General features: G+C 58.6%; 22 protein-coding genes and 2 pseudogenes. 20 read left to right on the top strand and 4 right to left on the bottom strand.

What is annotated here, in order from left to right; translation table 11 throughout:
* Positions 1-151: 151 nt before the first annotated feature.
* Positions 152-1498 (bottom strand): MATE family efflux transporter, encoded by a 1347-nt coding sequence (locus MA884_RS03620; RefSeq protein WP_256229073.1) that lies wholly within the window; start codon positions 1496-1498, stop codon positions 152-154.
* 661 nt (positions 1499-2159) lie between these two features.
* Here MA884_RS03620 and MA884_RS03615 point away from each other — a divergent pair.
* The 12 genes and pseudogenes from MA884_RS03615 to MA884_RS03560 all read left to right on the top strand — a co-directional run.
* Positions 2160-3104, top strand: a pseudogene (locus MA884_RS03615) (methyl-accepting chemotaxis protein); the annotation flags it as partial.
* An 11-nt stretch (positions 3105-3115) separates the two neighbouring features.
* A complete protein-coding gene (locus MA884_RS03610; protein WP_047227658.1) occupies positions 3116-3484 on the top strand; it encodes a response regulator in 369 nt (122 codons plus the stop codon).
* Between the two features lie 15 nt (positions 3485-3499).
* Complete coding sequence (locus MA884_RS03605) at positions 3500-3784, top strand: lipid asymmetry maintenance protein MlaB (protein ID WP_047227659.1); 285 nt, start codon at positions 3500-3502, stop codon at positions 3782-3784.
* Positions 3785-3823: 39 nt separating this feature from the next.
* Entirely contained in the window at positions 3824-5923 is a 2100-nt protein-coding gene (locus MA884_RS03600; RefSeq protein WP_256229071.1) for a chemotaxis protein CheA, read from the top strand.
* Between the two features lie 33 nt (positions 5924-5956).
* On the top strand, positions 5957-7615 hold the full coding sequence (locus MA884_RS03595; protein ID WP_256229070.1) for a methyl-accepting chemotaxis protein: 1659 nt from the start codon (positions 5957-5959) through the stop codon (positions 7613-7615).
* Between the two features lie 39 nt (positions 7616-7654).
* On the top strand, positions 7655-8191 hold the full coding sequence (locus tag MA884_RS03590) for a chemotaxis protein CheW (RefSeq protein WP_256229069.1): 537 nt from the start codon (positions 7655-7657) through the stop codon (positions 8189-8191).
* A complete protein-coding gene (locus tag MA884_RS03585; RefSeq protein ID WP_256229068.1) occupies positions 8188-9024 on the top strand; it encodes a protein-glutamate O-methyltransferase CheR in 837 nt (278 codons plus the stop codon). The genes MA884_RS03590 and MA884_RS03585 overlap by 4 nt, the downstream gene beginning before the upstream one ends.
* Positions 9021-9518 (top strand): chemoreceptor glutamine deamidase CheD, encoded by a 498-nt coding sequence (gene cheD / locus MA884_RS03580; protein WP_256229066.1) that lies wholly within the window; start codon positions 9021-9023, stop codon positions 9516-9518. Before MA884_RS03585 ends, cheD begins: the two co-directional genes overlap by 4 nt.
* A gap of 2 nt (positions 9519-9520) precedes the next feature.
* Entirely contained in the window at positions 9521-10594 is a 1074-nt protein-coding gene (locus tag MA884_RS03575) for a chemotaxis response regulator protein-glutamate methylesterase (protein ID WP_256229065.1), read from the top strand.
* A 593-nt stretch (positions 10595-11187) separates the two neighbouring features.
* A complete protein-coding gene (locus MA884_RS03570) occupies positions 11188-11730 on the top strand; it encodes a hypothetical protein (protein ID WP_256229064.1) in 543 nt (180 codons plus the stop codon).
* A 38-nt stretch (positions 11731-11768) separates the two neighbouring features.
* Complete coding sequence (locus tag MA884_RS03565) at positions 11769-12128, top strand: hypothetical protein (protein WP_256229063.1); 360 nt, start codon at positions 11769-11771, stop codon at positions 12126-12128.
* Between the two features lie 411 nt (positions 12129-12539).
* The gene (locus tag MA884_RS03560; RefSeq protein ID WP_256229062.1) at positions 12540-13058 is read left to right on the top strand and encodes an HIT family protein; all 519 of its coding nucleotides are present in this window, start codon (positions 12540-12542) and stop codon (positions 13056-13058) included.
* 147 nt (positions 13059-13205) lie between these two features.
* Here the strand turns inward: MA884_RS03560 and MA884_RS03555 are convergent, their stop codons facing one another.
* Complete coding sequence (locus MA884_RS03555; protein ID WP_256229061.1) at positions 13206-14081, bottom strand: LysR family transcriptional regulator; 876 nt, start codon at positions 14079-14081, stop codon at positions 13206-13208.
* Positions 14082-14284: 203 nt separating this feature from the next.
* On the opposite strand from MA884_RS03555, the gene MA884_RS03550 reads away from it, so the two are divergent.
* Positions 14285-15154 carry an NmrA/HSCARG family protein gene (locus MA884_RS03550; protein WP_256229060.1) on the top strand — a complete coding sequence of 290 codons (870 nt, stop codon included), beginning with the start codon at positions 14285-14287 and terminating at the stop codon, positions 15152-15154.
* Between the two features lie 95 nt (positions 15155-15249).
* Here the strand turns inward: MA884_RS03550 and MA884_RS03545 are convergent, their stop codons facing one another.
* Complete coding sequence (locus tag MA884_RS03545; protein WP_256229059.1) at positions 15250-16188, bottom strand: DMT family transporter; 939 nt, start codon at positions 16186-16188, stop codon at positions 15250-15252.
* A 111-nt stretch (positions 16189-16299) separates the two neighbouring features.
* Here MA884_RS03545 and MA884_RS03540 point away from each other — a divergent pair, with 111 nt between their 5' ends.
* Both MA884_RS03540 and MA884_RS03535 read left to right on the top strand, forming a co-directional pair.
* Positions 16300-17166, top strand: coding sequence for a LysR family transcriptional regulator (locus MA884_RS03540; protein ID WP_256229058.1), 867 nt, complete (start codon positions 16300-16302; stop codon positions 17164-17166).
* A 277-nt stretch (positions 17167-17443) separates the two neighbouring features.
* The gene (locus MA884_RS03535) at positions 17444-17716 is read left to right on the top strand and encodes a hypothetical protein (RefSeq protein WP_256229057.1); all 273 of its coding nucleotides are present in this window, start codon (positions 17444-17446) and stop codon (positions 17714-17716) included.
* 202 nt (positions 17717-17918) lie between these two features.
* On the opposite strand, the pseudogene MA884_RS03530 reads toward MA884_RS03535, so the two are convergent.
* Positions 17919-18083, bottom strand: a pseudogene (locus MA884_RS03530) (M42 family peptidase); the annotation flags it as partial.
* A gap of 204 nt (positions 18084-18287) precedes the next feature.
* On the opposite strand from MA884_RS03530, the gene MA884_RS03525 reads away from it, so the two are divergent.
* The 5 genes from MA884_RS03525 to MA884_RS03505 all read left to right on the top strand — a co-directional run bounded on the left by MA884_RS03525 (position 18288) and on the right by MA884_RS03505 (position 25505).
* A complete protein-coding gene (locus MA884_RS03525; protein ID WP_256229056.1) occupies positions 18288-19052 on the top strand; it encodes an OBAP family protein in 765 nt (254 codons plus the stop codon).
* Positions 19053-19554: 502 nt separating this feature from the next.
* On the top strand, positions 19555-23697 hold the full coding sequence (locus MA884_RS03520) for a CheR family methyltransferase (RefSeq protein ID WP_256229055.1): 4143 nt from the start codon (positions 19555-19557) through the stop codon (positions 23695-23697).
* Between the two features lie 602 nt (positions 23698-24299).
* A complete protein-coding gene (locus MA884_RS03515) occupies positions 24300-24599 on the top strand; it encodes a hypothetical protein (RefSeq protein WP_256229054.1) in 300 nt (99 codons plus the stop codon).
* Positions 24599-24814, top strand: coding sequence for a hypothetical protein (locus tag MA884_RS03510; RefSeq protein ID WP_256229053.1), 216 nt, complete (start codon positions 24599-24601; stop codon positions 24812-24814). Before MA884_RS03515 ends, MA884_RS03510 begins: the two co-directional genes overlap by 1 nt.
* A 307-nt stretch (positions 24815-25121) precedes the next feature.
* Positions 25122-25505: a hypothetical protein gene (locus MA884_RS03505; RefSeq protein WP_256229052.1), complete on the top strand. Its 384-nt coding sequence runs from the start codon at positions 25122-25124 to the stop codon at positions 25503-25505.
* Positions 25506-25629 lie beyond the last annotated feature (124 nt).

Genomic DNA, 25629 nt, shown 5'->3' with positions numbered 1-25629 from the left:
AGCTTGCTCGCGATGACGTCATCATCTACAACACCCCTGTTGGCTTTAAAACCGCTATCGCGAGCAAGCTTTGCTCCCACAGGCTTTGCTTCCACAGGTTCAACCACAGGCTCACCCGCAGAGGATGTGTGTTGTGCCAGAAAGCTCTGGTCTACACAAGGCGCTCAATCCGCTGATGCTGCCAGACCAGTTTGTAGTACAGCGTCTGCAACACCAGCATGCCCAAGTAAGCCACCGGAAACGCCATCCATACCCCTTGCAGGCCGAACTGCGCGTCCAGCAGGTAGGCCACTGGCACCTGAACGCCGACGATGCAGAAGATCGAAATCGCCACCGGCATCAGCACCGCGCCGCTGGCGCGCATGATGCCGCCGACCACCGCCTGGAAGCCGAATACCAGCAGGCTCCAGAGCATGATGTGCAGCAGGTGTTCAGCCTGGATTCGCGCCGCCGGGTCGGTGATGAACAACCCCAGCAGCCAGTGAGACAACAGATACCCCGACACCACCAGTCCACCAGTGAGCCAGACGTTGATCAACAGCCCCGTGCGCAGGATCGGCCCCAGCCGCTCCAGACGCCCGGCGCCGATGGCCTGGGCACCGAGGATCGAGGCGGTGATGGCAATCGACAACGCCGGGAACTGCACGTAATTGACGATTTGCGTCACCGCACCATAGGCGGCCGTGGCCTGGGAACCGTGGCGGTTGACCAGCGCCAGGATCACCAGCTCCGACAGCGAGATCACCACCATCTGCAAGCCAGTGGGCAGGCCAATGCGCAGCACCTTGCCGAGGATGTCCAGGTCCAGGCGCATCGCCGCGAACAACGCCCGGTCCGGCGCCAGGGCGTGCTCACGACGGTTCAGGCGCCACGCCAGCATGACCATGGCCGATGCTGTACCCACCAGCCCTGCCAGCGCCGCACTCTCGATGCCCATTTGCGGCAGCCCCAGCCAACCGCGAATCAGCGCTGGCGTCAGCAACAGCCCGACACTGGTGGACACCAGCAGCGCCAGCATGGGTGACAGCGTATCGCTCACCCCGCGCAGCAATTGGGTAAACACCACGAACACCAACAATATCGGCAGGATCCACATCATCACCCGGGCATAGGACACCGCGTCCTCGAGCACATCGGCCGGGGTCCCCAGCCCCTGGAGCGCCTGGCGTGCAAACACACTGCCGAGCACCGCCGCCACCAACCCGATGATCGCCCCCAGCAACAGCGTGGTGCCGGCAATCGCCTTCACCGTGCCGGTTTCCCCGGCGCCGTAGGCCTGCCCGATCAACACCCCTGCTCCAGCGCCCAGGCCGATCACCAGCGCGATGAAGAAAAACAGGATGGGAAACATGCCCGACACCGCCGCCAACGCCTGAGTGCCGAGCATCTGGCCGATGTAGATGCTATTGAGCGTGCCGGACATCGATTGCAGGAAATTGGACAGGACCATGGGGGCCAGGAACAGTAGGTAGATTTTCCAGAGAGGCTGGGTGGGCATGAGGGCTCGTGATGGCAGGTTCGAAAATCCGATGCGGGGTAATTTAGCTTATTCCCACCCTATGGCGAGGGAATCTGTGGGAGCAAGGCTTGCCCGCGAGGAAGGTCACGCGCTCGATCTGGAACCGAGTCGCCTGCTTCGCGGGCAAGCCTTGCTCCCACAGAGTCCCTCTACGTAGGGGGGGTTGTGTGCGACTCATCTGTTCGTCAGTGCGCCTCGACATTTCAGCGACTGCGTCTAACCTGAAGTAGCACAGTGCCACTTACTGGGCAGGCCAATGCCTCAACCAAACCGGAATCGGACGACCGGTCTTAAAGTCCGCGGTGGGGTCGCAGATAACCAGTTATTCGCAAATAACCTGTTAGCAACACTGTTCAAGGACCGAACCATGACGTCGTATTCACACGGTCATTCCCAATCCAAAACTCCGCCGCGCATCCTTTGGCCCAGCTTGCTTGTGGCCCTGATCGCGAGCGTCGGCCTGCTGGTTCTCAACGACCCGAGTACACAAAACCTGGCGTTGTGCGCCGTGCTCCTGGCCATTGGCGCCGGTGCCGGCGTGTGGGGTGCTCGTGCCCAACACCAGCAGATCGACAAAGCAGTCGCCGCCGCCATTGCCCATCACTCGCTACACGCCGCCGACCACTTGAACCATAAGGCCAGCGCGCAACTCAACGAAGTCATCCTCGGCGCCATGCCGATCTGGGCCAAGCAAGTGGAAAGCTCCCGGCAGCAGACCGAAACCGCGATCGTCTCGCTGACCAGTCGCTTCACCGGCATTTCTTCACGTCTGGAAGATACCGTGCAAGCCTCGCAACTGGCTGCCGGTGAGCTGGCCGGCAACAGCAGTGGCGGCGCCGTACAGGTGCTGGCCCAAAGTGAAGGTGAGCTGGTCCAGGTCATCAACTCCCTGAAAGCCACCCAGACCAGCCGCGACGAAACCCTGGCCCAGGTGCGTAACCTCACCGCCTACACCGGTGAGCTGCGGACCATGGCCGCCGATGTCGCGGCCATTGCCGCCCAGACCAACCTGCTGGCGCTCAATGCCGCGATCGAAGCCGCCCGTGCCGGCGAAGCCGGACGCGGTTTTGCGGTGGTGGCCGATGCCGTGCGCAGTCTGTCGAGCAAGTCCAGCGAGACCGGCCAGCAGATGTCGGCCAAGGTCGACATCATCAATAACGCCATCACCCAACTGGTCCAGGCCGCCTCCAGCGGCGCGGATCAGGACAGTCAGTCGGTTACCGTCTCCGAGGACAGCATCCAGCGCGTGCTGGAACGCTTCAAGAGCGTCACCGGGCGGTTGGCCGAATCGGCCGACCTGCTGCAACAGGAAAGCTTTGGTATTCGCGACGAGCTCACCGAAGTGCTGGTCAACCTGCAATTTCAGGATCGGGTCAGCCAGATCCTCAGCCACGTGCGCGACAACATCGAGGACCTGCATGTGCATATGCAGCAGGCCAGTCAGTCGCCCGACCAGGCCGTTTCCATCGATGCCCGCCAATGGCTGGCACGCATGGAAACCACCTACGCCACCGAAGAGCAACGCCGCAACCACCACGGCGGATCGGGCGCGCAACAGAATTCACAGGAAATAACCTTCTTCTAGGAGCGCCGTTCATGGCTAAAAGTGTATTGGTTGTCGACGACTCCGCGAGCGTTCGGCAGGTCGTCGGCATCGCGTTGAAAAGTGCCGGCTACGACGTGATCGAGGCCAGCGATGGCAAGGATGCATTGGGCAAGCTCAATGGCCAGAAGGTGCACCTGATCATCAGTGACGTGAACATGCCGAACATGGACGGCATCACCTTCGTCAAGGAGGTCAAGAAGCTGGCCAGCTACAAGTTCACGCCGATCATCATGCTCACCACCGAATCCCAGGAGTCGAAAAAACTCGAGGGCCAGGCAGCGGGTGCCAAGGCCTGGGTGGTCAAGCCGTTCCAGCCGGCGCAGATGCTGGCGGCGGTGTCCAAGCTGATTCTTCCTTGATTCGCGGAGAGTGAAATGCCGTTGCTGTACGAAACACAGGATGACACCGCGCAGGTGCAGATCGACGGCGAGCTGACGATCTACACCGCCGCCGACCTCGCCGCGCAGTTGCTGCCGCGCCTGGGGGCGACGCCGCGCATGGCGCTGGATCTGTCGCAGATCACAGAAATGGACGGCGCCGGCCTGCAACTGCTGATGATGGTCCAGCGCGAGGCGCCCAAGGCCGGTACCCGGCTGGAGATAACGGGCCACAGCAAAGCCGTCACGGAAACACTCGCCCTGTGCAACCTGGTTGTATAGCGGCCCCGCAACACGTCGGACACGACAAAGGATATGAGCGTGAGCATCAATCTCGATCAGGCACAACAAACGTTCATCGTCGAGGCACGGGAACAGTTGCAGGCGATGGAAGAGTCCCTGCTGCAACTGGAAAGCGACCCGGACGACGATGATGCCATCGGCGCGATCTTCCGGGCGGCCCATACGATCAAGGGCTCGGCCGGGCTGTTCGGCCTGGAACCCATCGTCAGTTTCACCCACATCGTCGAAGACGTGCTCGATCGGTTACGCAACGGCAGCGTCGAAGTGGACGCCGGCCTGATCGCCGTGTTGCTCAAGTCCAGTGATCACATGCTGGAGCTGATCAATGTGGTGGCCAACCAGGGCGCGACACTGGCGCCCCCGGCGCTGGCCCGGGAAATGGAGCTGTGTCAGATCCTTCAGGAATACCAGGCGCCCTCGCCTGCCGAAGCTCCGAAACCCGTCGAAGCCAGCGAAACACAGGCGCCCGCCGATGCAGGCCTCTGGCACATTGCCCTGCACTTCGGTCCAGAAGTGTTCCGCAACGGCATGGACCCGCTGTCATTCCTGCGTTACCTGCAGACCCTTGGTGAGATCATCCACATCGCCACGCTGACAGACGCAATGCCCTCGGCCGAAACCTGGGATGCCGAGTCCTGCTACCTGGGGTTCGACATTGAGTTTCGTTCGGCCGCCGGCCACGGCGCAATCAATGAAGTCTTCGATTTCGTGCGCGAAGATTGCCAGATCCAGATCGTCGCCATGGATGACCCTGCGCCGCCGATGAACACCGGGTTGGTTGCAACAACCCAAGAGCAGGCTGACCCCAACACGGCAATGGTCACCACCGGTGAACTGATGCCAGACCAGCGTTCAGCACCGCGCATGCCCGCTCAGGTCACGGCCGACAAGCAACCGGCGACCAGCGACGGCAAGGCCAAGGACGGCACCTATGTGCGGGTCAACGCCGACAAGCTCGACGAGTTGATCAACCTGGTGGGCGAGCTGGTCATCGCCAGTGCCGGCGCCAGCCTGCTGGCTCGCAACTGCAACGACGACTCGTTGCAGGAATCGACGTCAACGGTGTCCGGGCTGGTGGAAGAAATTCTCGACGGCGCCTTGCGTCTGCGCATGATCCCCATCGGTGAAACCTTCAATCGGTTCCGCCGGGTGGTGCGCGATGTCAGCCAGGAACTGGGCAAGGACATCGACCTGATCATCAGCGGTGCGGAAACCGAGCTGGATAAAACCGTGGTGGAAAAAATCGGCGACCCGCTCATGCACCTGTTACGCAACGCCATGGACCACGGCATCGAAACCGCCGAGGCGCGGCTGGCGGCCGGTAAACCGGCCAAAGGTCATCTGCACCTCAATGCCTACCACGACTCGGGCAGCATCGTGCTGGAAATCGCCGACGACGGCGCCGGCCTGAACCGTGACCGGATCCTGGAAAAAGCCCAGGAACGCGGCCTGGTCGCCCCTGGCGCCAGCCCCACCGACCAGGAAATCTACAACCTGATCTTCGAGCCCGGTTTCTCCACCGCCCAGGCCGTCACCAACCTTTCCGGGCGTGGCGTGGGCATGGATGTGGTCAAGCGCAACATAACCCTGCTGCGCGGCACCGTCGACCTGGACAGCCAGCCGGGCCAGGGCACCGTGGTGCGTATTCGCCTGCCGCTGACGCTGGCGATCATCAATGGCTTTCTGGTGGGCATCGGCCAGTCCACGTATGTCATCCCCCTGGACATGGTCCAGGAATGCATCGAGCTGAGCGAGGACGACGGGGTTTGCAGCCGCGAACAAGGCTACCTCGACCTGCGCGGCGAAGTGCTGCCGCTGGTGTACCTGCGCGATCACTTCAACCACGAAGGCCCGGCCTCGCGTCGGCAGAACGTGGTGGTGGTGCGCTACGCCGAGCTCAAGGCCGGACTGGTGGTGGATGACCTGCTCGGTGAATTCCAGACCGTGATCAAACCCCTGGGCAAGCTGTTCGGCGCGCTGCGCGGGATCAGCGGCTCGACGATCCTGGGCAGCGGCGCCGTGGCATTGATTCTCGACGTGCCGGCGCTGCTCACCCAGATCGCGCAAATAGACAACCGCTACACCTCAACTCAATCACAACAAGCCACTGCTCGCTGACGCTTTAGCAATTCCATGGAGAGGTACTTCCCGATGAAATGGTTCTACGATCTTAGAATCGCCACCAAACTGATCACCTCGTTTTTGGTGGTGCTCGCGTTGACCGCCGTCATGGGGGTGTTCTCGATTATCCAACTCAACGAGGTCAACGGCACAACCGTCGATATCCGCGAGAACTGGATGTCTTCGATGCGCGCCGCCTCGGGCATGCGCTTCTATGCGGCGAACTATCGCCTCAAGGAAAATCGCCACATTTCCGCCGACGCCGAGCAGGAGCGCACGGCCATCGAGCAAGAAGCGGACGAAGCCAGACAGGGTTTCGAAACGCGCCTGGCAACCTATGAAAAACTGATCTCCAGTGCCGAAGATCGCCAACTGTTCGACACCACCCGCAGTGACTGGGCCGCGTACCTGACTGTTAGCAAGGACCTGTTCGCGCTGTCGCGGCAGAACCTGACCGGCCAAGCCCAGGAACTGCTCAAGGGTGAGTCCAAACGTCATTTCGACCTGGTGACCGCCGACCTGCAGAAACTGGTCGAGCTCAATGCCGCCGGGGCCGACGTGGCCAGCGCCCATGGTACGGAACTGTATGAGAATGCGCGTCTGTCGATCATTGCCGTGCTGATCGCCGCCCTGCTGGTGGGCCTGGGCCTGGCACTGTTCATTTCCCGGATCATTTCCCGTCCCCTGAAACAGGCGGCCTTGGTGGCCGGGCAACTGGCCGAAGGCAACCTGAACGCGAAAATCGACAGCGGTTCCAAGGACGAAACCGGCATGGTGCTCAACGCCATGCAAAACATGGTGGGCAAGCTGTCCCACATCATCGGCGAAGTGCGCAACGCCGCCGACAACCTGGCCAGCGCCTCCGAAGAAGTCAGCGCCACCGCGCAATCCATGAGCCAGGCCACCAGCGAGCAGGCGGCCAGCGTCGAAGAAACCAGCGCCTCCATCGAGCAGATGAGCGCCAGCATCAACCAGAACACCGAGAACGCCAAGGTCACCGACGGTATGGCCAGCAAGGCCGCCAAGGAAGCCACCGACGGCGGTGAATCGGTGCAGCAGACCGTGGTGGCGATGAAGAAAATCGCCCAGCGCATCAGCATCATCGACGACATCGCCTACCAGACCAACCTGCTGGCGCTCAACGCTGCAATCGAAGCGGCCCGCGCCGGTGAGCATGGCAAAGGCTTCGCCGTCGTCGCCGCCGAGGTGCGCAAACTGGCTGAACGCAGCCAGGTGGCGGCCCAGGAGATCGGCGAGCTGTCGTCCAGCAGCGTCGACATGGCCGAGAAGGCCGGGCATCTGCTCAACGAAATGGTCCCGTCCATCAACAAGACCTCGGACCTGGTGCAGGAAATCAGCGCTGCCTCCGAAGAGCAGGCTGCCGGTGTGGCGCAGATCAACACCGCCATGACCCAGCTCAACCAGGTGACCCAGCAGAACGCCTCCAGCAGCGAAGAATTGGCCGCCACCGCAGAAGAGATGAGCAGCCAGGCCGAACAGCTGCAACAGGCCATGAGCTTCTTCACCCTGGACGCGCCGGCCAAATCGGCCAACCAGCCACTAAAAGTGGACAACACGCCCGGCCCGGCCAGTCGCAAGACCGTCCGCGCGCCTGCGGCGACGATGCCCAAGGCGTTTGCCTACAACATGGCCAGCGCGCCAGACGAATCCGAATTCACCCGGTTCTGACGGTCCGGCCCTACAGGCTTGCTTAAAAGGAGAAAAGGCATGGGCGCCATCGCGACCACACGTCAAACCGCCATCGCGGTTGAGGAAGAAGCGCAATACCTGACGTTTATGCTCGGCACAGAGATGTTTGCCATCGGCATCCTGTGCATCAAGGAGATCATCGAGTACGGCAACCTGACGGTGGTGCCGATGATGCCGACCTTCGTACGCGGGGTGATCAACCTGCGCGGCGCGGTCGTGCCGGTGGTGGACCTGTCGGCCCGGTTCGGCCGACAGAATTCGGCGATCACCCGGCGTTCGTGCGTGGTGATCATCGAGGCCAACACCGAGGACGGGCCCGCCCAGGACATCGGCTTGCTGGTGGACACCGTGTCGGCGGTGCTGGAGATTCCGGCTTCGCAGATCGAACCGCCACCGAGTTTCGGGGCGAAGATCCGCGCCGATTTCATCAGCGGCATGGCCAAGGTCGACGGCAAGTTCGTGATCGTACTGGAGGTGGACCGGGTGCTGTCCATCGATGAAATGTCGCAACTGGCCCAGGCCAGCCCTGCCGCGCTGGAAGCTGAAAGCCAATGAACACGGACACCTGCAAGGAACGCACCGTAGGCTCATTGGCGCTCAATGACCGTGAGTTCAGCCAGTTTCAAGCCTGGCTGTACCAGGCCGCGGGCATCAACCTGTCACCGGCCAAGAAGGCCCTGGTGGCCGGACGGTTGTTCAAGCGCCTCAAGCACTATGAACTGGGCAGTTATGGTGAGTATTTCAAGCTGATCATGAGCGGCCAGCGCACCGAGGAATTGCAGGTGGCGCTGGACCTGCTCACCACCAATGAAACCTACTTTTTTCGCGAGCCCAAGCACTTTGATTTCCTGCGCCAGCATGTACTGCCCCATGCAACGCCAGGCAAAACCTTTCGTCTGTGGAGCGCGGCCAGCTCCTCCGGTGAAGAGCCCTACAGCCTGGCCATGACCCTGGCCGAAGGACTGGGCACCACACCCTGGGAAATCATCGGTTCAGACATCAGCAGCCAGGTACTGGCCAAGGCCCGTTCCGGACATTACCCCATGGAACGCGCCCGTACCCTGCCCCAACCGTTGCTGGTGAAATATTGCCTAAAGGGTACCGGCAGCCAGCAAGGCACCTTCCTCATCGATCGGGCGTTGCGCAGCCGGGTCAACTTCATCCAGGTCAACCTCAACGACACCTTGCCGGAGCTGGGGGAGTTCGATGTCATCTTCCTGCGCAACGTGATGATCTATTTCGACCAACCCACCAAAAGCAAAGTGGTCGCCCGATTGCTCCCGCGGCTCAAGTCCGGCGGGTATTTCATCGTGAGCCACTCCGAAAGCCTCAACGGCGTATCCGATGCGTTGAAACTGGTGGCACCTTCGATCTATCGCAAGCCATGAGCGCCGCGCTGATGCAAGTGCCCGAGGTGTATCTGGCACCAGGCGAGTTTCGTTTCGCCACGAGTCCGGCTCGCCTGCGCACCATTCTCGGCTCTTGCGTGGCCGTCACCCTGTGGCACCCGGAGCGCAAGATCGGCGGTATGTGCCATTACATGTTGCCCAGCCGGGCGCGCTGCTCGACGGCGCTGAACGGCATGTACGCCGACGAAGCCATCGAACTGTTCGTCCGCCAGGCAAAAGCCCATTGCACCGAACCCGAGGATTACCAGCTTAAGCTGTTCGGCGGCGGCGAAATGTTCCCGGAGCTGCAACGCCAGGTGCCGTTCGGCGACGTGGCGCGCATGAACGTCAACGCAGCGCTGGAAATGGCCGCGCTCTACCGCCTGGACCTGATCGCCCAGGACATGGGCAGCACCGGTTACCGAAGCATCATCTTTGACCTGTGCAGCGGCGACGTGTGGGTCAGGCACCAACCGATAAGGACCCGACATTAACCATGTCAAAAAAGATAAATGTACTGCTGGTGGATGACTCTGCCGTGGTTCGCCAGGTACTGCTGGCGATCCTCAGTGACACGCCGGACATTCATGTGATGGGCGCGGCGTCCGATCCGATTTTCGCCATGGACAAACTGGCTAAGGAATGGCCCGACGTGATCGTGCTGGACGTGGAAATGCCGCGCATGGACGGCATCACCTTCCTGAAAAAAATCATGAGCGAGCGTCCCACGCCGGTGGTGATCTGCTCGTCCCTGACGCCCAGGGGCGCCGAAACCACCTTGCAAGCCATGGCCGCCGGCGCGGTGGAAATCATCACCAAGCCCACCAGCGGCCTGAAGAATTTCCTGCTGGAATCGGCACCGGAGTTGATATCGGCCATCCGCGCCGCCGCCCAGGTCAACGTCAGAAACCTGGGCCGGCGCCCTGCCCCGGCGCCACTGACCCCAGCCACCAAACTCACCGCCGACGCGATGCTGCCGGCCGCCAACGGCCATGCCATGGCCCAGACCACCGAACGCATCGTCGCCCTCGGCACGTCCACCGGCGGCACCCAGGCCCTGGAAGCAGTGCTGACCGCCTTGCCACGGGTGTGCCCAGGGATCGTCATCGTCCAGCACATGCCGGAAAAATTCACCGCCTCGTTTGCCGCCCGGCTCGACAGCCTGTGCCAGATCGAAGTGCGCGAAGCCCGCAACAACGACCGCATCCACCCGGGCCTGGCCCTCATCGCCCCGGGCGGCAAACACATGATGGTGACCCGCAGCGGCGCGTTCTATCACGTCCAAGTGGTGGACGGCCCCCTGGTCAACCGCCACCGCCCATCGGTGGACGTGCTGTTTCGCTCAGTGGCCAAATTCGCCGGCCGCAACGCCACCGGCATCATCATGACCGGCATGGGCGACGACGGCGCCCGCGGCCTCAAGGAAATGCTCGACGCCGGCAGCAGCACCGTGGCCCAGGACGAAGCCAGCTGCGTGGTCTTCGGCATGCCCAAGGAAGCGATCAAACTCAACGCCGCGCAGCGGGTGATGGGGTTGCATGAGATTGCGCAGGTGATTTTGCATAGATAGTGAGGACCGATCACATCCACCTGCCCCCACACAACCCCCGTGGCGAGGGAGCTTGCTCCCGCTGGGCTGCGTAGCAGCCCTAGGATGCTTGCAGGGGATGGAGCGGTAGAACCGGGGCGAGCTTCAGGGCCGCTTCGCGCCCCAGCGGGAGCAAGCTCCCTCGCCACAAAAGAAACCGAAACCACACCGGCCTTAGCAACGGGTGTCTACACCGGCGAAATCGTTGCCAGTACGCCAATCAAAAGGGTCAGTACCAAAAAACCACCCAAAAAAATCGCCATCTTCGTCATGAGCACTCCTGGACCAAAAAATTGCAGCACATGGGCGGTCTGACAGGCCAACCGCGTGGTTATTCTGGGGCTGGGCCTGGAGTCATGACAGAGGCACCTGACGCTGGAAAATACGGATCAGACGAGAGCATCCCAGACCGGCACAGGACTCGCTCAATGCATCAACCTTGCCTGGCTGCGACCAGGAACGGCGCAAGGCCGGAAACTCAATGAGGTAAATCGCTAACGGTCCTCGATCACGGCTATCATTGCCGTTCGCCCTTCTGACAGGCGATGTCGCAGGCCACCCTCAAGGATCCAGGTATGACTTTTCTGCCGTCACGTTCCACCCTCTTCGTTTCCAGCCTCCTGCTCAGCTCGCTGTGCTTCGCCGAAGGCGAGCCAACCGACGGCAGTCTCATCAAGGACTCGACCAAGGCCGCCGTTTCAACGTTCATCACCGCCGGCAAGAACCTGCTGGGCGGCGTCAGCGAAGGCGTGCTCGATGGCCGCGAGTCGGCCCAGGGCACCGATGGTGCGGCGATCATTTCGTCTGGCGAGCAAATGAAGGATCGCATCGCCGTTGAAGTGTTGAAGCTCGAACCCAGCGACGACAACGTCAGCATTACCCTCGGTTTCAAAAACAGCACCGACACCCAACTGCGCCTTGTGAACCTCGGCCAGACCGGCGTGCTGCTGGCCATTGACCAGGCGGGTTACTCCAACCGCCTCACCGGCCTGGAAAACCCCGACGAAGTCACCGTTCCACCAAAGACCGCCGTACGGCAGAAGTTCGTGTTCGAAGGCATGAACGAGGCGACCAGTTCGGTACGGGTGTGGGGGCAGGATTACCCGGTCAAGAAGTAGTGCGGCAGCGTGTCCGGCTAGCGTACCTGGTTCTCGCCATGGGCTTGATGACGGCTTGCGAGTACGGGTCAGAACCGGACCCGCTAAAAACCGCCCTGCTAGACGCTCCACCTGAGCTCGTTTTCAAGGGACTGCTTGCAGGGCAATTTGCTCAACTGGTTGTTCACGATTGTGCGGTTTACAAGATCAAGGGCCAGTCAGCGAAAGACATGACCTGGACCGTGGTGCTGGAAACGGAACCCTACGCTTTTTTCACCAGTTGCTCGCGGCAGTCGCTGAGTAAGGGAAAGGAAACTGTCACGGTTGAGCTGGGGCGTATGGCATTTGGAGCCGGTGGATGCTGTGCCACTGGGGGAACCTACCGCACGACCGATGGACGAGGATGGAAAAAATTGTAGCCATAACACACCCCGTGGCGAGGGAGCTTGCTCCCGCTGGGCTGCGCAGCAGCCCCAAAAAACGCGCAGCAGAACAAAGGATTCATTGATAAACCCCAAGCTCAATCCTGGCGACAACATCCGAGGTCATTGCCTACAACCACTACAGAATCAGCTGGCTTTTGCCCTGTTCGCCGGCTCAAGATTCAACACAAGGGACATGGCCAACCTCCTGTGGCGAGGGGATTTATCCCCGCTGGACTGCGAAGCAGTCCCAAGATGGTTGTAGGCGATCAACTGATAAACCGAGGTGCGAGCGTTAGGGCTGCTTCAACACAGCGGGGATAAACCCCCTTGCCACAGGTTCTTTGATGAAAAATGCCGCATAGTTGAGGACCGCGCCTTACCGCGATTACCGACAGGGAGTCAGCTTTGGAATTAGCACCACAATTCGCCCTCCATGAAACTAACCATTGGATCGTCAACCATCACTTGGCATCCGCCCTGCCCGGCTACCTCATGCTCGGTTCCAAGGTTCACGTAAACTCATTGGCACAATTGCCGGACGCTGCGCTCGCAGAGCTGGGTGGCCTGATGGCAAACATCCAGCGCACTCTCGAAACACAACTGAACCCCAAATGGCTTTACATCAGCCGATTTGGCCACGATCCCCGCTACCCCATCCACTTCCATTTCATCCCGGTTTACGACTGGGTCGAGGAACTGTTTTGGAAAGACGCGCGATACAGGCTGCTGGAGACGTTTGGTACCCAAGAGAATGCCCAAACATTGACCGATGGCGCAGAGTTGACGTTGTTCGTTTGGCGTGAATTCGGCGAGAGCCCTACGCCGCCGGCAATCCAAGGGCCTTCGATCAGCCATGTGATTGAACGGTTGCGGGAGGCGTTCAAGACTCGGCCGGTATCTGATCTTTCGCAAAGCATGTGTTGATGGCGAAGCTCGGGGGACTACTGTCTTTAAGTGAGGGAGTCATGACGATGCTTGATACACCCGACAAGGATACCAAACAGCAAGACACCCCAACGACAGTGTGCAACCTGGCAGCCTGCTTCGATCCTGAAACCTCTGAAGGCTGCTCTATCCACTCAAAACCAGAGACAAGTCCGGGTATCTGGCGCATATGAAGTCCACGAATGCACGAACCTTTGGAGGCGCAAGGCGCCTGGACGTATGCAAAACCCAAAGAGCAGGTTCCGCGCCCGACACCGTGCCCCACTGAACCAATTCACCACGGGCAAGCTGATTGCCGGCGATGGATTGTGGAATCAGGGCCGCACCGCCACCGGCGACGGCGGCATCGCGAACCATCAGCAACGAGGAAAATCGCAGTTTCGGGATCGGCTCCAGAACCAGTTGCCCATCATCGAGATGCCATTGGGTCGGCTGGAACGTCAACGTCACGATGCCGGGCACGGCACTGATCGCGCCAGGCATGGGCTTGGGTATTTGAGGCGCCGCCACGACGACCAACCGGTCCTTGGCGAAGCACCGGCCGACCAGATTGCTGTCCGGGCTCGGGTTGATCCGGATGGCGACGTCGAATTGTTCCTCCACCAGATCCACCATGCGATCTTCCGCCACGACTTCAATTTCGACCTCCGGGTAGGCCGCGCAGAATTCGGCCCCGATGCGACCCATCGCGAGTTGGGAGAACAGGACCGGGGCAGCCACTCGCAAGCGGCCACGTGGAGTCGAAACGCCCTCGCGGGCCGCCGTCATGGCTTCGGCAACTTCACTCAGCGGGCCTTCAGTTCGAGACATCAGCCTCTGGCCAGCTTCGGTGAGTTTCAGGCCGCGGGCGCTGCGCTCGATCAGCCTCACACCCAGTTGCTCTTCCAGATCGGAAATTCGGCGTGACAGGGTGGCTTTGGAAATACCGCTGGCGCGGCTTGCCTTCCCCAGCCCCTCATTGGTTGCGACAAGGAGGAAATCGATCAGCGCGTTCAGATTCATAGTGTTCCATTTTTGAAACGATGTGTCTGGATTCTGTCGTCTTCGTTTTTCAAGTGCAACGGAATACTGTCTCGTCATCGAAACTTGATTCGATGAACACCTTCAACACGCTGTACTGACTCGGCCCCATGGCGGCGCTGACGCAGGTCGTTGCGAACCTCAACCGCTGGTCCACTTTAAGTTCCCATGCAGGAGTTTCAAACATGAGTATTCTCGTCATCGGTGCCACGGGCACTATTGGTTCACTCGTCACCCAAGGCCTGGCTGACGCGGCCGCCGAGGTCAAAGCCCTCGTGCGCCAGGCGGGCAAGCGGGAGTTTCCGGCGGGCGTCACTGAAGTCGTCGCGGACCTCACCGATGTCGCGTCGATGCGCGCTGCGCTGTCGTCGGTGCGTACGCTGTTCCTGCTCAATGCCGTGACGCCCGATGAGGTCACCCAGGCCCTCATCACCTTGAACCTCGCTCGCGAGGCCGGTATCGAGCGCATCGTTTACCTGTCGGTGATCCATGCCGACACGTTCACCCATGTTCCGCACTTCACCGGCAAGCATACGGTCGAGCGCATGATCGAAAGCCTCGACATCCCCGCCACCATCCTGCGCCCGGCGTACTTCATGCAGAACGACCGCATGGTCCAACAGACGATCCAGGACTACTCGGTCTACCCGATGCCAATCGGTTCGGCGGGCGTCTCGATGATCGATGCACGCGACATCGCTGACATCGCCGTGGCCGAGTTGTTGCGACGCGACAGGGCCTCTTGCGCGCTGGATCGGGTCACGCTGGAGTTGATCGGGCCGCAAGCGCTCACCGGTGTGTCCGTGGCGAAGATCTGGAGCGCAGCCCTGGGTCGCGAGATTGCCTACGGGGGTGATGACGTAGCCGCTTTCGAAGGCCAACTGGCTTCGTACGGTCCCGCCTGGCTGGCGTATGACATGCGCTTGATGATGGCGGGGATCCAGGCATTCGGTATGCAGGCAGCCGAAGGGACGGTGGAACGGCTCCAGACCGTCATTGGCCACCCGCTGCGCACCTATGAAGACTTCGTGCGCGAGGCCGTTGCCGGGGTTTAAGCGGCTATGGCAAAAAAGGGGGTGGATTAGCCAACTGCCCCCTGGCTGGCTCGGCGACATCGTCAGTAAAATTTGCTGGATTATTCATCGCTCGGTTATGACCCGGATTTAGAGCTTGCAACCGGGACGGCAACTTTTGCCGGTTCAAGATTTAACACAAGCACACTCACCAACACGATAACAGCCCCAATAATGACTATCACTGACGGGCGTTCGGCCAGCACCCAAGAAGCCATCAACATCGCGGTGGGCGGTATCAGGTAAAGCGCCATGGATGCTCGGCTCACGTTGCTATGCCCCAGCACGTAAGCCCATGTGAGGTACGCCAGCGCGCTGGGAAAAACACCCAATATCAGCACCGCCAGGTTCACCGAAACAGAGGCGTGTTGTGCGTCAATTAGAAGTCCAGGCGCGAAAATAAATAGCAGGACTGTGCCCGACCAGACGGTGTAACAAACCATGGTCAATCCATCGTATCGATGGGAATGACGTTTCTGGAGAGAGAAATACAGACTCCAGGACAGCGCCGCCAACAGGATCAATAGCCAATGCGCGTCCATGTCACCCAAGCCACGATCCCCCGCGACCACCACGCCAGCGCCAAACAAGCCGCACACTACGCACCCCCACTGCCAACCACTGACTCTGACCTTGAAGAAAAAATGTGCGAGTAAAGCGCTGAACAAAGGCGTGGACTGGGCCAGCACACTGGCCGCCCCGGCACTGACGCCACGCTGACCGTAATTGAGGGCGATGTGGTGCAGGCTGACGGCAAAGAACCCCAACACCGCCAGCAACGGCAAATCCCTGAAACGCGGCCAGGAAATCCCCTTCACCATCGCCACAAGGGCCATGAACACTGAAGCGATGAGAAACCGCATCAGCGCCAAGTGACCCGGCTCGTAAGCCTGCAAGCCAATGCGAATGCCAATCGGAGAATAGGCCCAGCAAAAAATCACGAACGTCGTCGCGAGGATAATTCTCGCACCGGGTTTGCTGGAGGAACCTTCAACCAGTGCAAAACGCGTTTCCATCTAGAGTTTCCTGCTCACTGAGCGTCTGGCCGATTTGCCTCGAAGTATCGAAACCACCCAACCTCAGCACAAGTGACTTAAACTCAACCAACTATTCACTTTGGGTGAGCTATGGAACTGTCCCAACTGCGCATGCTCAAGACGGTCTGCGACACCGGTAGCATCGCCCGCGCTGCCGAAGTGCTGCACTGTGTGCCGTCCAACATCACTGCGCGCCTCAAGTCCCTGGAACGGGAACTCGGCACGCCGTTGTTCTTCCGCGAAGGTCGCGGGCTGCGGGTCAGCCCAGCGGGCGAAGTGTTTCTGGAGTACGCGACAAAAATACTCAGCTTGACGGAAGAAGCTCGCCGCGCAATCGCACCTGACAGCGCACCGAGCGGCCCGTTGCGCATCGGCGCGATCGAGTCCAGCGCCACGGGGCGTCTGCCCCAGTTGTTGGCCAAATACCACGCGCAGTACCCGCAAGTATCCCTGGAACTGAGCACGGGCACTTGGGCTCAGCTGCTGGACGATGTCCAGCATCATCGGCTCGATGGCGTGGTCGTAGCGGTGGACATGGAACGGCCTGGACTCAAGCGAGCCGTGATGTACCGCGAAGACCTGGTGCTCATTGCCTCCGAGTCTCACGGCCCTTTGCGTAGCGCCGCCGATTTGCAAGGCAAGGCGATCTTCATGTGGCCCACGGGCTGTCCGTACCGCTTGGCGCTGGAGCAATGGCTGCTACGCCATGAGCAAATCCAGCCGATCATCAGCATCGCCAGCTATGGCGCCATCGTCGGCTGCGTCAGTGCGGGTGCAGGTGTCTCGCTGGTGCCTCGGGGAATCTATGAGCAATACCACCAGGGCGCTGGCTGGACAGGATATGAATTCCCCGAGCTGACGGGGATCGATAACCTTTTTTACTGGCACGAAAACGCCGGTCGGCATCCTGCCAGAGAGGCGTTCTTGACGATGCTGAAAACAGAGTTCGAAGGCTAGCCGCGCCACCCTTCCCTGTGGCGAGGGAGCTTGCTCCCGCTGGGCGTGAAGCAGACCTGAGGCTAGCGCCTCAGTCTGTCGATGGTTTTGAATCAACCGAGCTGACAATGTCAGATCCCTCCGGCAAAAAACGATCGCAACGCCTACGAGGCTTTCGGACCCCATCACCTTCCCCGCCCAATCCGACAAACCCTATAGTGATGCCCATCGCTCAATGGCGATCAGGTTTGGCGACCTGAGGATCGGATCAGCCTTTTAACCTGATCGGAGAAATCCCATGGAAAGATACATCCCCATCACCGGTATTGACTGCACCCCCGCGTCCATCCTCATTGATACTCAAGCCCCGCTGGACGTCCTACACGCCACAGCCGATTACCGCATCCGTGTGGTGACCCAGGTACTGGAGAGCATTGCATTTCGCTCTGAAATCACCAGCGATACGGTGGTGCTTTCGGACTTTGCACAGCTTTTGGTGATCCCGTTGCGAGATGGGTGTGATTTGCTGGAGGTGATTGGTCGACGGCTTCAGGCGCAGGTTGAAAATTGACAGAGCTTCGGGCGCTTAAAGCGCCCGTTTCTGCTTAGCTGGCCGATGAGTTCTGCATGGACTCCCCCGCGGCATGCATTCGACCTTACCTGCTATTTACATCAGATTTGACCGGCTATGAACGGCAGAGAATGGCGATGTGCAGACGTTCGTCAAAGTCTGCATTCGGCCCAGAGTGTGTAAAAACGCTTCACCAAAATTGAATCAGACCAACGATATTTCCCGCCGGATCAACCCATACGTCGACGCACAAAGGCCGCAAATATTCATGACAAATAGCGCGCACTTCATCCTCTTGACCTCCCGGTCCGCGCGCGAGCAATAACTGCGAAAGTAGCGCTGAATCCTGCCCTTCGGTGATTTTCATTTGGCTGATACTCCTATCCAAAAGAGGGACCGTGTTGAAAGCAGTTGCCCAACGCCGCCCTTCACAAGGACTGGCTGAATCATTGGGCGTTCAAATGCAATATCCAAAGTTTTGAACGCGTCCCCCCTCCAACTTTCCAACCACTACAAGGTCAAGCCTGGCTGGAATCATTCATTCTTAAAGTAAGGACAGGTGGAATCTACGATGACAGACATCGAAACCGGTAAGGCAGCCAAATCACTCTTTTTGGTAGCTTCCTTTACTCTGCTCAGCGCCTGCGCGGGCACCACCTCCTCCTCAAACGTCGAGGCACCCGGAAAGCCTAAAACGCCCACGACTCAAACGTTAGATGCCGGCGCGGCCCTGCTCCAGTCGCGCCCCCCGGTGGAGGCCCTGAATGCGTACCTGGATGGATTCCACTTCTATAACGGTCGCCTCGAAATGCAAATGGAAGCTCATCACTACTGTGCGATTCTCAATGAAGAAGTGATCCAGTGCGTGATTTACGACGGCACCCGCAAGGATGCCAAGCTCATGGGCGTCGAATACATCGTCAGCGAGCACCTGTTCAACACCCTACCGCCGGCTGAGAAAGCCTTATGGCACAGCCATGTGCATGAAGTGAAATCAGGGCAACTGATTGCCCCAGGCATCCCTGAAGTGGCCGAACATGCACTGATGAAAAAACTGGTGCATACCTATGGCAAGACCTGGCACACCTGGCATACCGATCTCAATAAACACTTACCGCTGGGGGTACCTCAGCTCATGATGGGGTTCACCGCAGAAGGTCAGGCGGACCCACACATGATTACGCAACGGGATCAACGGCTGGAAATCGACAGTGCCCAGAAAAAGAAAGCGCGCGCTGAAATAGCTGCTCCGGCAATTGCACCGGGCGCGGATGCATGGCAGCAGGGCAACATCATTCAGATCGTCGATCCAACCCAAACACCGCACCGACACTGACAGTGCGTCGATTATTTGGATTGAACGACCATTTTCGCAAAGCCCTTTATCGCAAGACACGGGATGGAAGGATGTCATGCTGATCGACTCAGCAACCAGAATGCAGCATGACGAAACATCGGATCTGTCGGGTTATCTGCGTGATGCCAATGTGGTCTGGGCCTACTTGAAAGTGCAAAAAGCGGGTTTTGATTAATACTCTGTCATTGGCCATTTGAGTGGTGCTTCTACGCTTGAGTCTTGCGAGGGCGGGCTGCAAGGAGTCAGACCAACCGGCGGAAATACAACAGCCGTCAAATGCCCCGCCACTCGTCAGTTCGAACAAACCTAAGCGAGGTTTCATGCCTCAACCGAAGGGTACAGGGTCGCTGGATTTGCCACGTCGTGTCGAAGCGTTCTATCGCGGGCGCCTTTTCAGCTATATTCCGCCATCCGTTTTGCCCTCTTCTTCACTCGAAATCGTGCTTTATTCGTCTTGCGATGTTAACCAAGGTTAGTATTTATGAAGTTTGCACCTCAGCGGTCCCCCAATGTTCCGCAACGCAAAGATCTGATCCCCAGCCACCTCGCTTTTCCGGTGGTCGGCATTGGTGCATCAGCGGGCGGGCTGCAGGCGGTGAGGTCGTTTTTCGAACACATGCCCCAAGACAGCGGCATGGCTTTTGTGGTGATACTGCACCTGTCGCCCGATCACGAGAGCGTGGCGGACAAGATCATCCAGCAGTCGACTCGCATGCCGGTGCTCCAGGTCAACGCCACCACGTCCATCGAAAAGAATCGGGTCTATGTAATCTCACCCGCCCAGCACTTGACGATGAATGATGGCTATCTGTCCGTCTCACCCTCAGTACGCCAAGGCGGCTCGCATATCGCCATTGATCTCTTTTTCCGGGACCTGGCGGACACCCACAAAGATCGCGCGTTCTGCCTGATTTTGTCTGGTACCGGCACTGATGGTGCTGTGGGGCTATCGCGCATCAAGGAACAAGGCGGCATCACCCTGGTACAAACGCCGGAAGATGCCGAGTTCGATGGCATGCCGCTCGCTGCGATCGAAACCCAGATGGTCGATCTGGTGCTGCCGGTGGTGGAGATGCCACAGAAGCTTTTGGATCTGTGGCGCAACGCTCAGTCGATTATCCTGCCCACGGCCAATGACCCCGAGATCAATACCCTTTCCCCCGCCACCGAACGCGATGCGGCCGTGGCGGAACAAGTACTGCTTGATATTTTGACCCAACTGCGTGCCAGTACTGGACACGACTTCAAGCATTACAAACGCGCCACCGTATTACGCCGCATTGAGCGACGCCTGCAAGTCACCGCCCAGCAGGACCTCACGGCCTACTACAATTACCTTCAAGGCCACCCGGAAGAAACCAAGGCCTTGCTCGGCGATATGCTGATCGGGGTGACTAACTTCTTCCGTGACCGCGAGGCCTTCGAAGCGCTTGAGCGTGACGTTGTTCCAAACTTGATAAAGTCACTGGAAGACGCCGTTCCACATCGCGAAGAGGTACGCATATGGTCGGCTGGTTGCTCCACTGGGGAAGAGGCCTACAGCGTCGCGATGCTGGTGACGGATCAATTGGCACAGGATGACAGCAGCGCAAAGATGCAGGTGTTTGCCACCGACATCGATGAACGCGCGATTTCCCATGCTCGCAATGGTGTATATCCCGAAGCGATCATCACAGATGTGCCACCGTCTCGCTTGCGCCAGTACTTCGCTAAGGAAAAAAATCAGCACTATCGGGTGCGCAAGGAGCTACGCGAAAAAGTTCTGTTCGCTAAACACAGTTTGTTGGCCGACCCGCCATTCTCGCAAATCGACCTGATCGTGTGCCGGAACCTGTTGATCTACCTGGATCGCGAGGTGCAGCGCGATATTCTTCAGATGTTCCATTTCGCGCTGCGACCTGGCGGCTATTTGTTTCTGGGGTCATCGGAATCAGCGGACGGCTGCCTGGATTTATTTGTGCCGGTGGACAAGCGCAACCGCATTTTTCGTGTACGGGCCGGTTCGAGCGCCATGCGCCGAGCGCCCTCCATGCCCCGTAGCGGCTACGTGCGATCTAACGCCCTAACCGTTGTGGCTGAAACCAAGACATCAAACAAGATTTCGTTCTCGGATATTCATCTTCGTGCCTTGGAAAAAGCCGCGCCGCCCAGCGTGATTGTCGATGGCCATGGTGACATCTTGCACATAAGCGAAGGCGCGGGCAGCTTTCTGCGTTATGTAGCAGGAGAAATGACTCGAAACTTGTTGGCCCTGGCGCACCCCGACTTGCGCCTCGATATCCGTACCACACTATTTCAGGCCCAGCAGTCGGGGGCTGCCGTGACGTCGCGCAAAGTGCGCATCGCGCGCGAAGAAAGCCATTACCTGGTTGATATCACGGCCCTTCCTTACCACGACGAAGCGACCGAAAGCGATTATGCACTGATCATCTTCAAAGAGCGGCATATCGACCCGCAACCGCTTGATGACGAAAACACCAGCCACGCCGAAGTCCAAATAATGAGCCATCTGGAGCGCGAACTGCACCGCACCAAGCAGCACCTGCAGGAAACCATCGAGCAATCGGAACTCTCCAGAGAAGAACTCAAAGCCTCCAACGAGGAAATGCAAGCGGTCAACGAAGAGCTGCGCTCCGCTACCGAGGAGCTAGAGACTAGCAAGGAAGAGTTGCAGTCGATCAACGAAGAACTGCTGACAGTCAATTTCGAACTCAAAACCAAGGTTGAAGAAACCGACCAGGTCAATGACTACCTGACCAACCTGATAGCCTCCACCGACATTGCCACCGTGTTCGTCGATCGCAATATGCGCATTCGCTGGTTTACCCCGCGCGCCACGGACATCTTCAGCATGTTGCCGGTTGATACCGGGCGCTCGCTGATGGATATCACACACCGCCTCAATTACTCGGAAATGGCCGAAGACGCCACGACGGTATTTGAATCGCTCAACATGATCGAACGTGAAATCAGCAGTAAGGATGGTCGCTGGTACATCGCGCGCTTGCTGCCCTATCGCTCTAGCGAAGACCACATTGATGGCACCGTGCTGACCTTTATCGACATCACCAAGCGGCGCCACGCCGAAGAAGAGTTGCGCCTGGGTGAAGAGCGCATGCGTCTGGTCGCCGAGAGCACCCATGACTTTGCGATTATTATTCTGGATGAGCATGGTGTAATCACCGACTGGAACACCGGGGCCGAACTGATATTTGGCTACACCAAGCAAGAAGTGCTCGGCGCTTACTACGATTTGATTTTCTCTCTGGAAGACCGCGCCGGTGGGGTACCTGAAAACGAGTTGCGCGCAGCCCGCGAGCATGGTCGTGGCGAGGATGAACGCTGGCACGTACGCAAGGATGGAAGCCAGTTTTACTGCAGTGGTGAAGTCACCCAACTCAAGAGCAACAGTTTGCAAGGCTACGTCAAGATTGCCCGCGACCTCACTGGCCACAAACGCACCCAGGATGAGCAAAACCAGCGTCTGATGGAAACCCAAACCAACAGCAATCTCAAGGATGAGTTTTTCGCGGTGATGTCGCACGAACTCAAACACCCGTTGAACCTGATCCAGCTGAACGCCGAGTTGCTGCGTCGCTTGCCAGCAACCAAGGCTACAGCCCCGGCGATCAAGGCCGTCAATACCATCTGCGACGCGGTGTCCAGTCAGGCGCGTATCATTGACGACCTGCTTGATGTGGCGCGTATGCGTACCGGCAAGCTTAAGCTGAAAAAACAGCCAGTCGACCTGTCCAATGCACTGCAGGATATTTTCAACGTTGTGCTTACCGGCGGCCACCACTGCCAGGTGACACTGGATATTCCAAAGCGCGTGCCTGTCATGGTGGATGCCGACCCCACACGCTTGGAACAGGTGATCTGGAACCTCGTTAACAACGCGCTGAAGTTCACCCCTGACGGAGGGTGTGTGCAGTTGGTTGTCAGCCGTGTGGACGGGTATGCCCGATTTGACGTAATCGACAGCGGCACGGGACTGACCGAAGAAAACATGGAGAAAATTTTCGATCTGTTCGGGCAGGCGGAAAACCACCACCAGCCCCATCAGCGTGAAGGATTGGGTATCGGATTGTCCCTAGTTCGCCAGTTGGTGGAGGCGCACGGTGGTTCGGTCAGTGTCCGCTCCAAGGGCTTGGGTTACGGATGTACGTTTTCGGTGTTGCTGCCGCTTTGTGAACCCCAAAAACAAAATGAGGCCGACAACTCGACGATAGTCGCAGATGAGCGCCTGAACGGACTGAAGGTATTACTGGTGGATGACTCCAGGGATGTGCTTGAACTGTTGCACATGCTGCTGGAGATGGAGGGCGCCGAAGTTAACGCCTTCGGCGATCCACAAGAAGCGCTCGATGCCGCCCACACTAATGCCTATAACCTGATCATCTCGGACATCGGCATGCCAGTAATGAATGGCCACCAACTGATTAAAAAAATTCGTGAGATGGAGCATTTACAACAGACCCCGGCCATTGCGCTGACGGGTTATGGGGCCGAAAGTCACCGTAATGAAACGGCCGAATCAGGCTTCAATCACCATGTAAGCAAGCCCGTGTCTCATGATGCCCTGATTGAACTGATTAAGCGGCTTTGCCGCTCGAGCGAATAGCGCATTTGTGCAAAAAATGAGACGCCGCAAATCAGCTTGAGCAGGCGTCCACCCATCTACCCTATTAATTCAGGTGATGAATCGGCTCAGCGGCAAAGGGAGACGCTGCCGGAGCAGAAGATGATTCTGGTTTCGAGGGTGACTTCAATACGGGACTGTCGCCAGGGCCGCAACGCCGAATAGTCCGCTTCCCTGCCGGCAGCTGCCGCCGACAGATTTCATACAGACCTTCTGTCCCTACTTCTGAATGCAGTGGCCCTCAAACGGCGTCCGTTTTCTATCACAGACGCATCCGTTTGTGGAGCGGTGTGCGGACCGCCGACATCTACATATCGCCAGACTGGCAAACAGCAAAAAACCACCAGTAGATTTTGAAAGCTGAAACGACTCACCACTTCATGTCCGAGCGCCCATCTAAGAAAGAGATAATTTGCAGCCCTCGCGCTTCGAAAATTATCGATATTTCAAAGATAACAAGTTTGATACCCATGCCGAGAGTAAGGGTCCCACCTTTATTGGGCTCGGTCCCGTTGCTGGTATCAGGTTCAGCTCCCCTGCAGCCCTTGTTTATCCAAAGGAGCTACTCGATAAGGATGGCCGTGATGCAATTCAATAACGCACCTGAAAAAATGATGGCCTGCCGTCGCTTGGCGCTTGAGCAGAATGAAAGGCTTTTTGATGAGGCGAACGCATACAGCCGACGCGCGTTCGATCTCTTGGAGCATCCCGACTTCGACTGCGAAATGTTCGAAGAGTACCTGCACATACGTCACAAGGCCGAGTCGCTGTTTCGTGACGCAATTGAGCATCTCAGCGCCCTCAATGAACACTTTCCCCCACCCTCCTCGCGTTCCGCAACCGGGGTATCGAATAGCACAACCGTTGATAAGGAGGTGGCGTGATGACTAATTCACAGCGAGCCTGGGAACTGGCGATGGTTCTTGTCGCCAGCGGAAAAATCCCTTTCGATCCTGCGAACATAAGCGGCTCAATAAAAATCTTGGAGAGGCATCTAGAGGCCCTTGAAGAGGCGCTTCAGAGTGAGCCAAATCTATTCGAGCACGCACAGCGCATCAGTAGCTTGCAGCGCCCGACCAAGCCTCCCGAAGTTGCATAGACCTAATTCCGTCTGCCTGCTTCGCGAGTCCACTTATGATCCATCCTCTATGTGGGGTGGCGCAAACAGCGGATCCATGGATTATAGCCAGGCGGCGTGCGACGAACCATCAATAGGCATGCCGTCGTTGTTCGTTGACCGGCTCGTTAGGACGAACACGTCGCTTTGCTTATGCGCATCGGCGCGAACAGCCACCCTGCCGAGGCTGGCGGGGGGCCGGCTGCGGTGCATACGCCAAATAACAATGACTGACGCGCACCGAGCAGCGCTGGCGAAACGGCTCACAAGCTGCACATGCCATAGATGCTTGAACGCGCCCGACAATAATTACAGCGGTATCCGCGCCGACCGGCCAGCTTATAACCAAGCGCTGAACCAAAACCAGCGCGCCTGTTCGGGCTTCGTCTCTGGTGGCGGATATGTCGCTGCAGCCAACCTCGACCGGCAGACCGGCCGAGGTTGCAAACCCGCTTCAGCCCTCCTTGCCGGTGCGGGTTCCGCCATGACTGTGCTGGCCTCCTACCCGCGCCTTTTCCGCTCGATCGAGTTTGACGTCGACCGCGTTACTGCCCTTCTTACCCGCGTCCTTGATTTTCTGTGGATCGTCGGCAAAGGAATGGTCGCTTCGATGTTTCTCCGTCATAGTTCTGCTCTCCACTATTGTGATGTTTATCTTAATAGAGATGCCTAATAAGCTGCAGACACTCCTGAATCAACATTAACAGCTAAAGTTTTACCCGCACTTCCTAGGGCGACGAAAGGACAACTAAGCGAAGCGATTCGCGCGGTTATGGCAATCAAACTCGACATCAAAA

It is taken from the genome of Pseudomonas sp. Q11 (assembly GCF_024494355.1).
In the GTDB taxonomy this organism is placed as follows: domain Bacteria; phylum Pseudomonadota; class Gammaproteobacteria; order Pseudomonadales; family Pseudomonadaceae; genus Aquipseudomonas; species Aquipseudomonas hefeiensis.
Note: the sequence above shows the minus strand (reverse complement) of the source record. Positions and strands in the feature narration are given on the sequence as shown.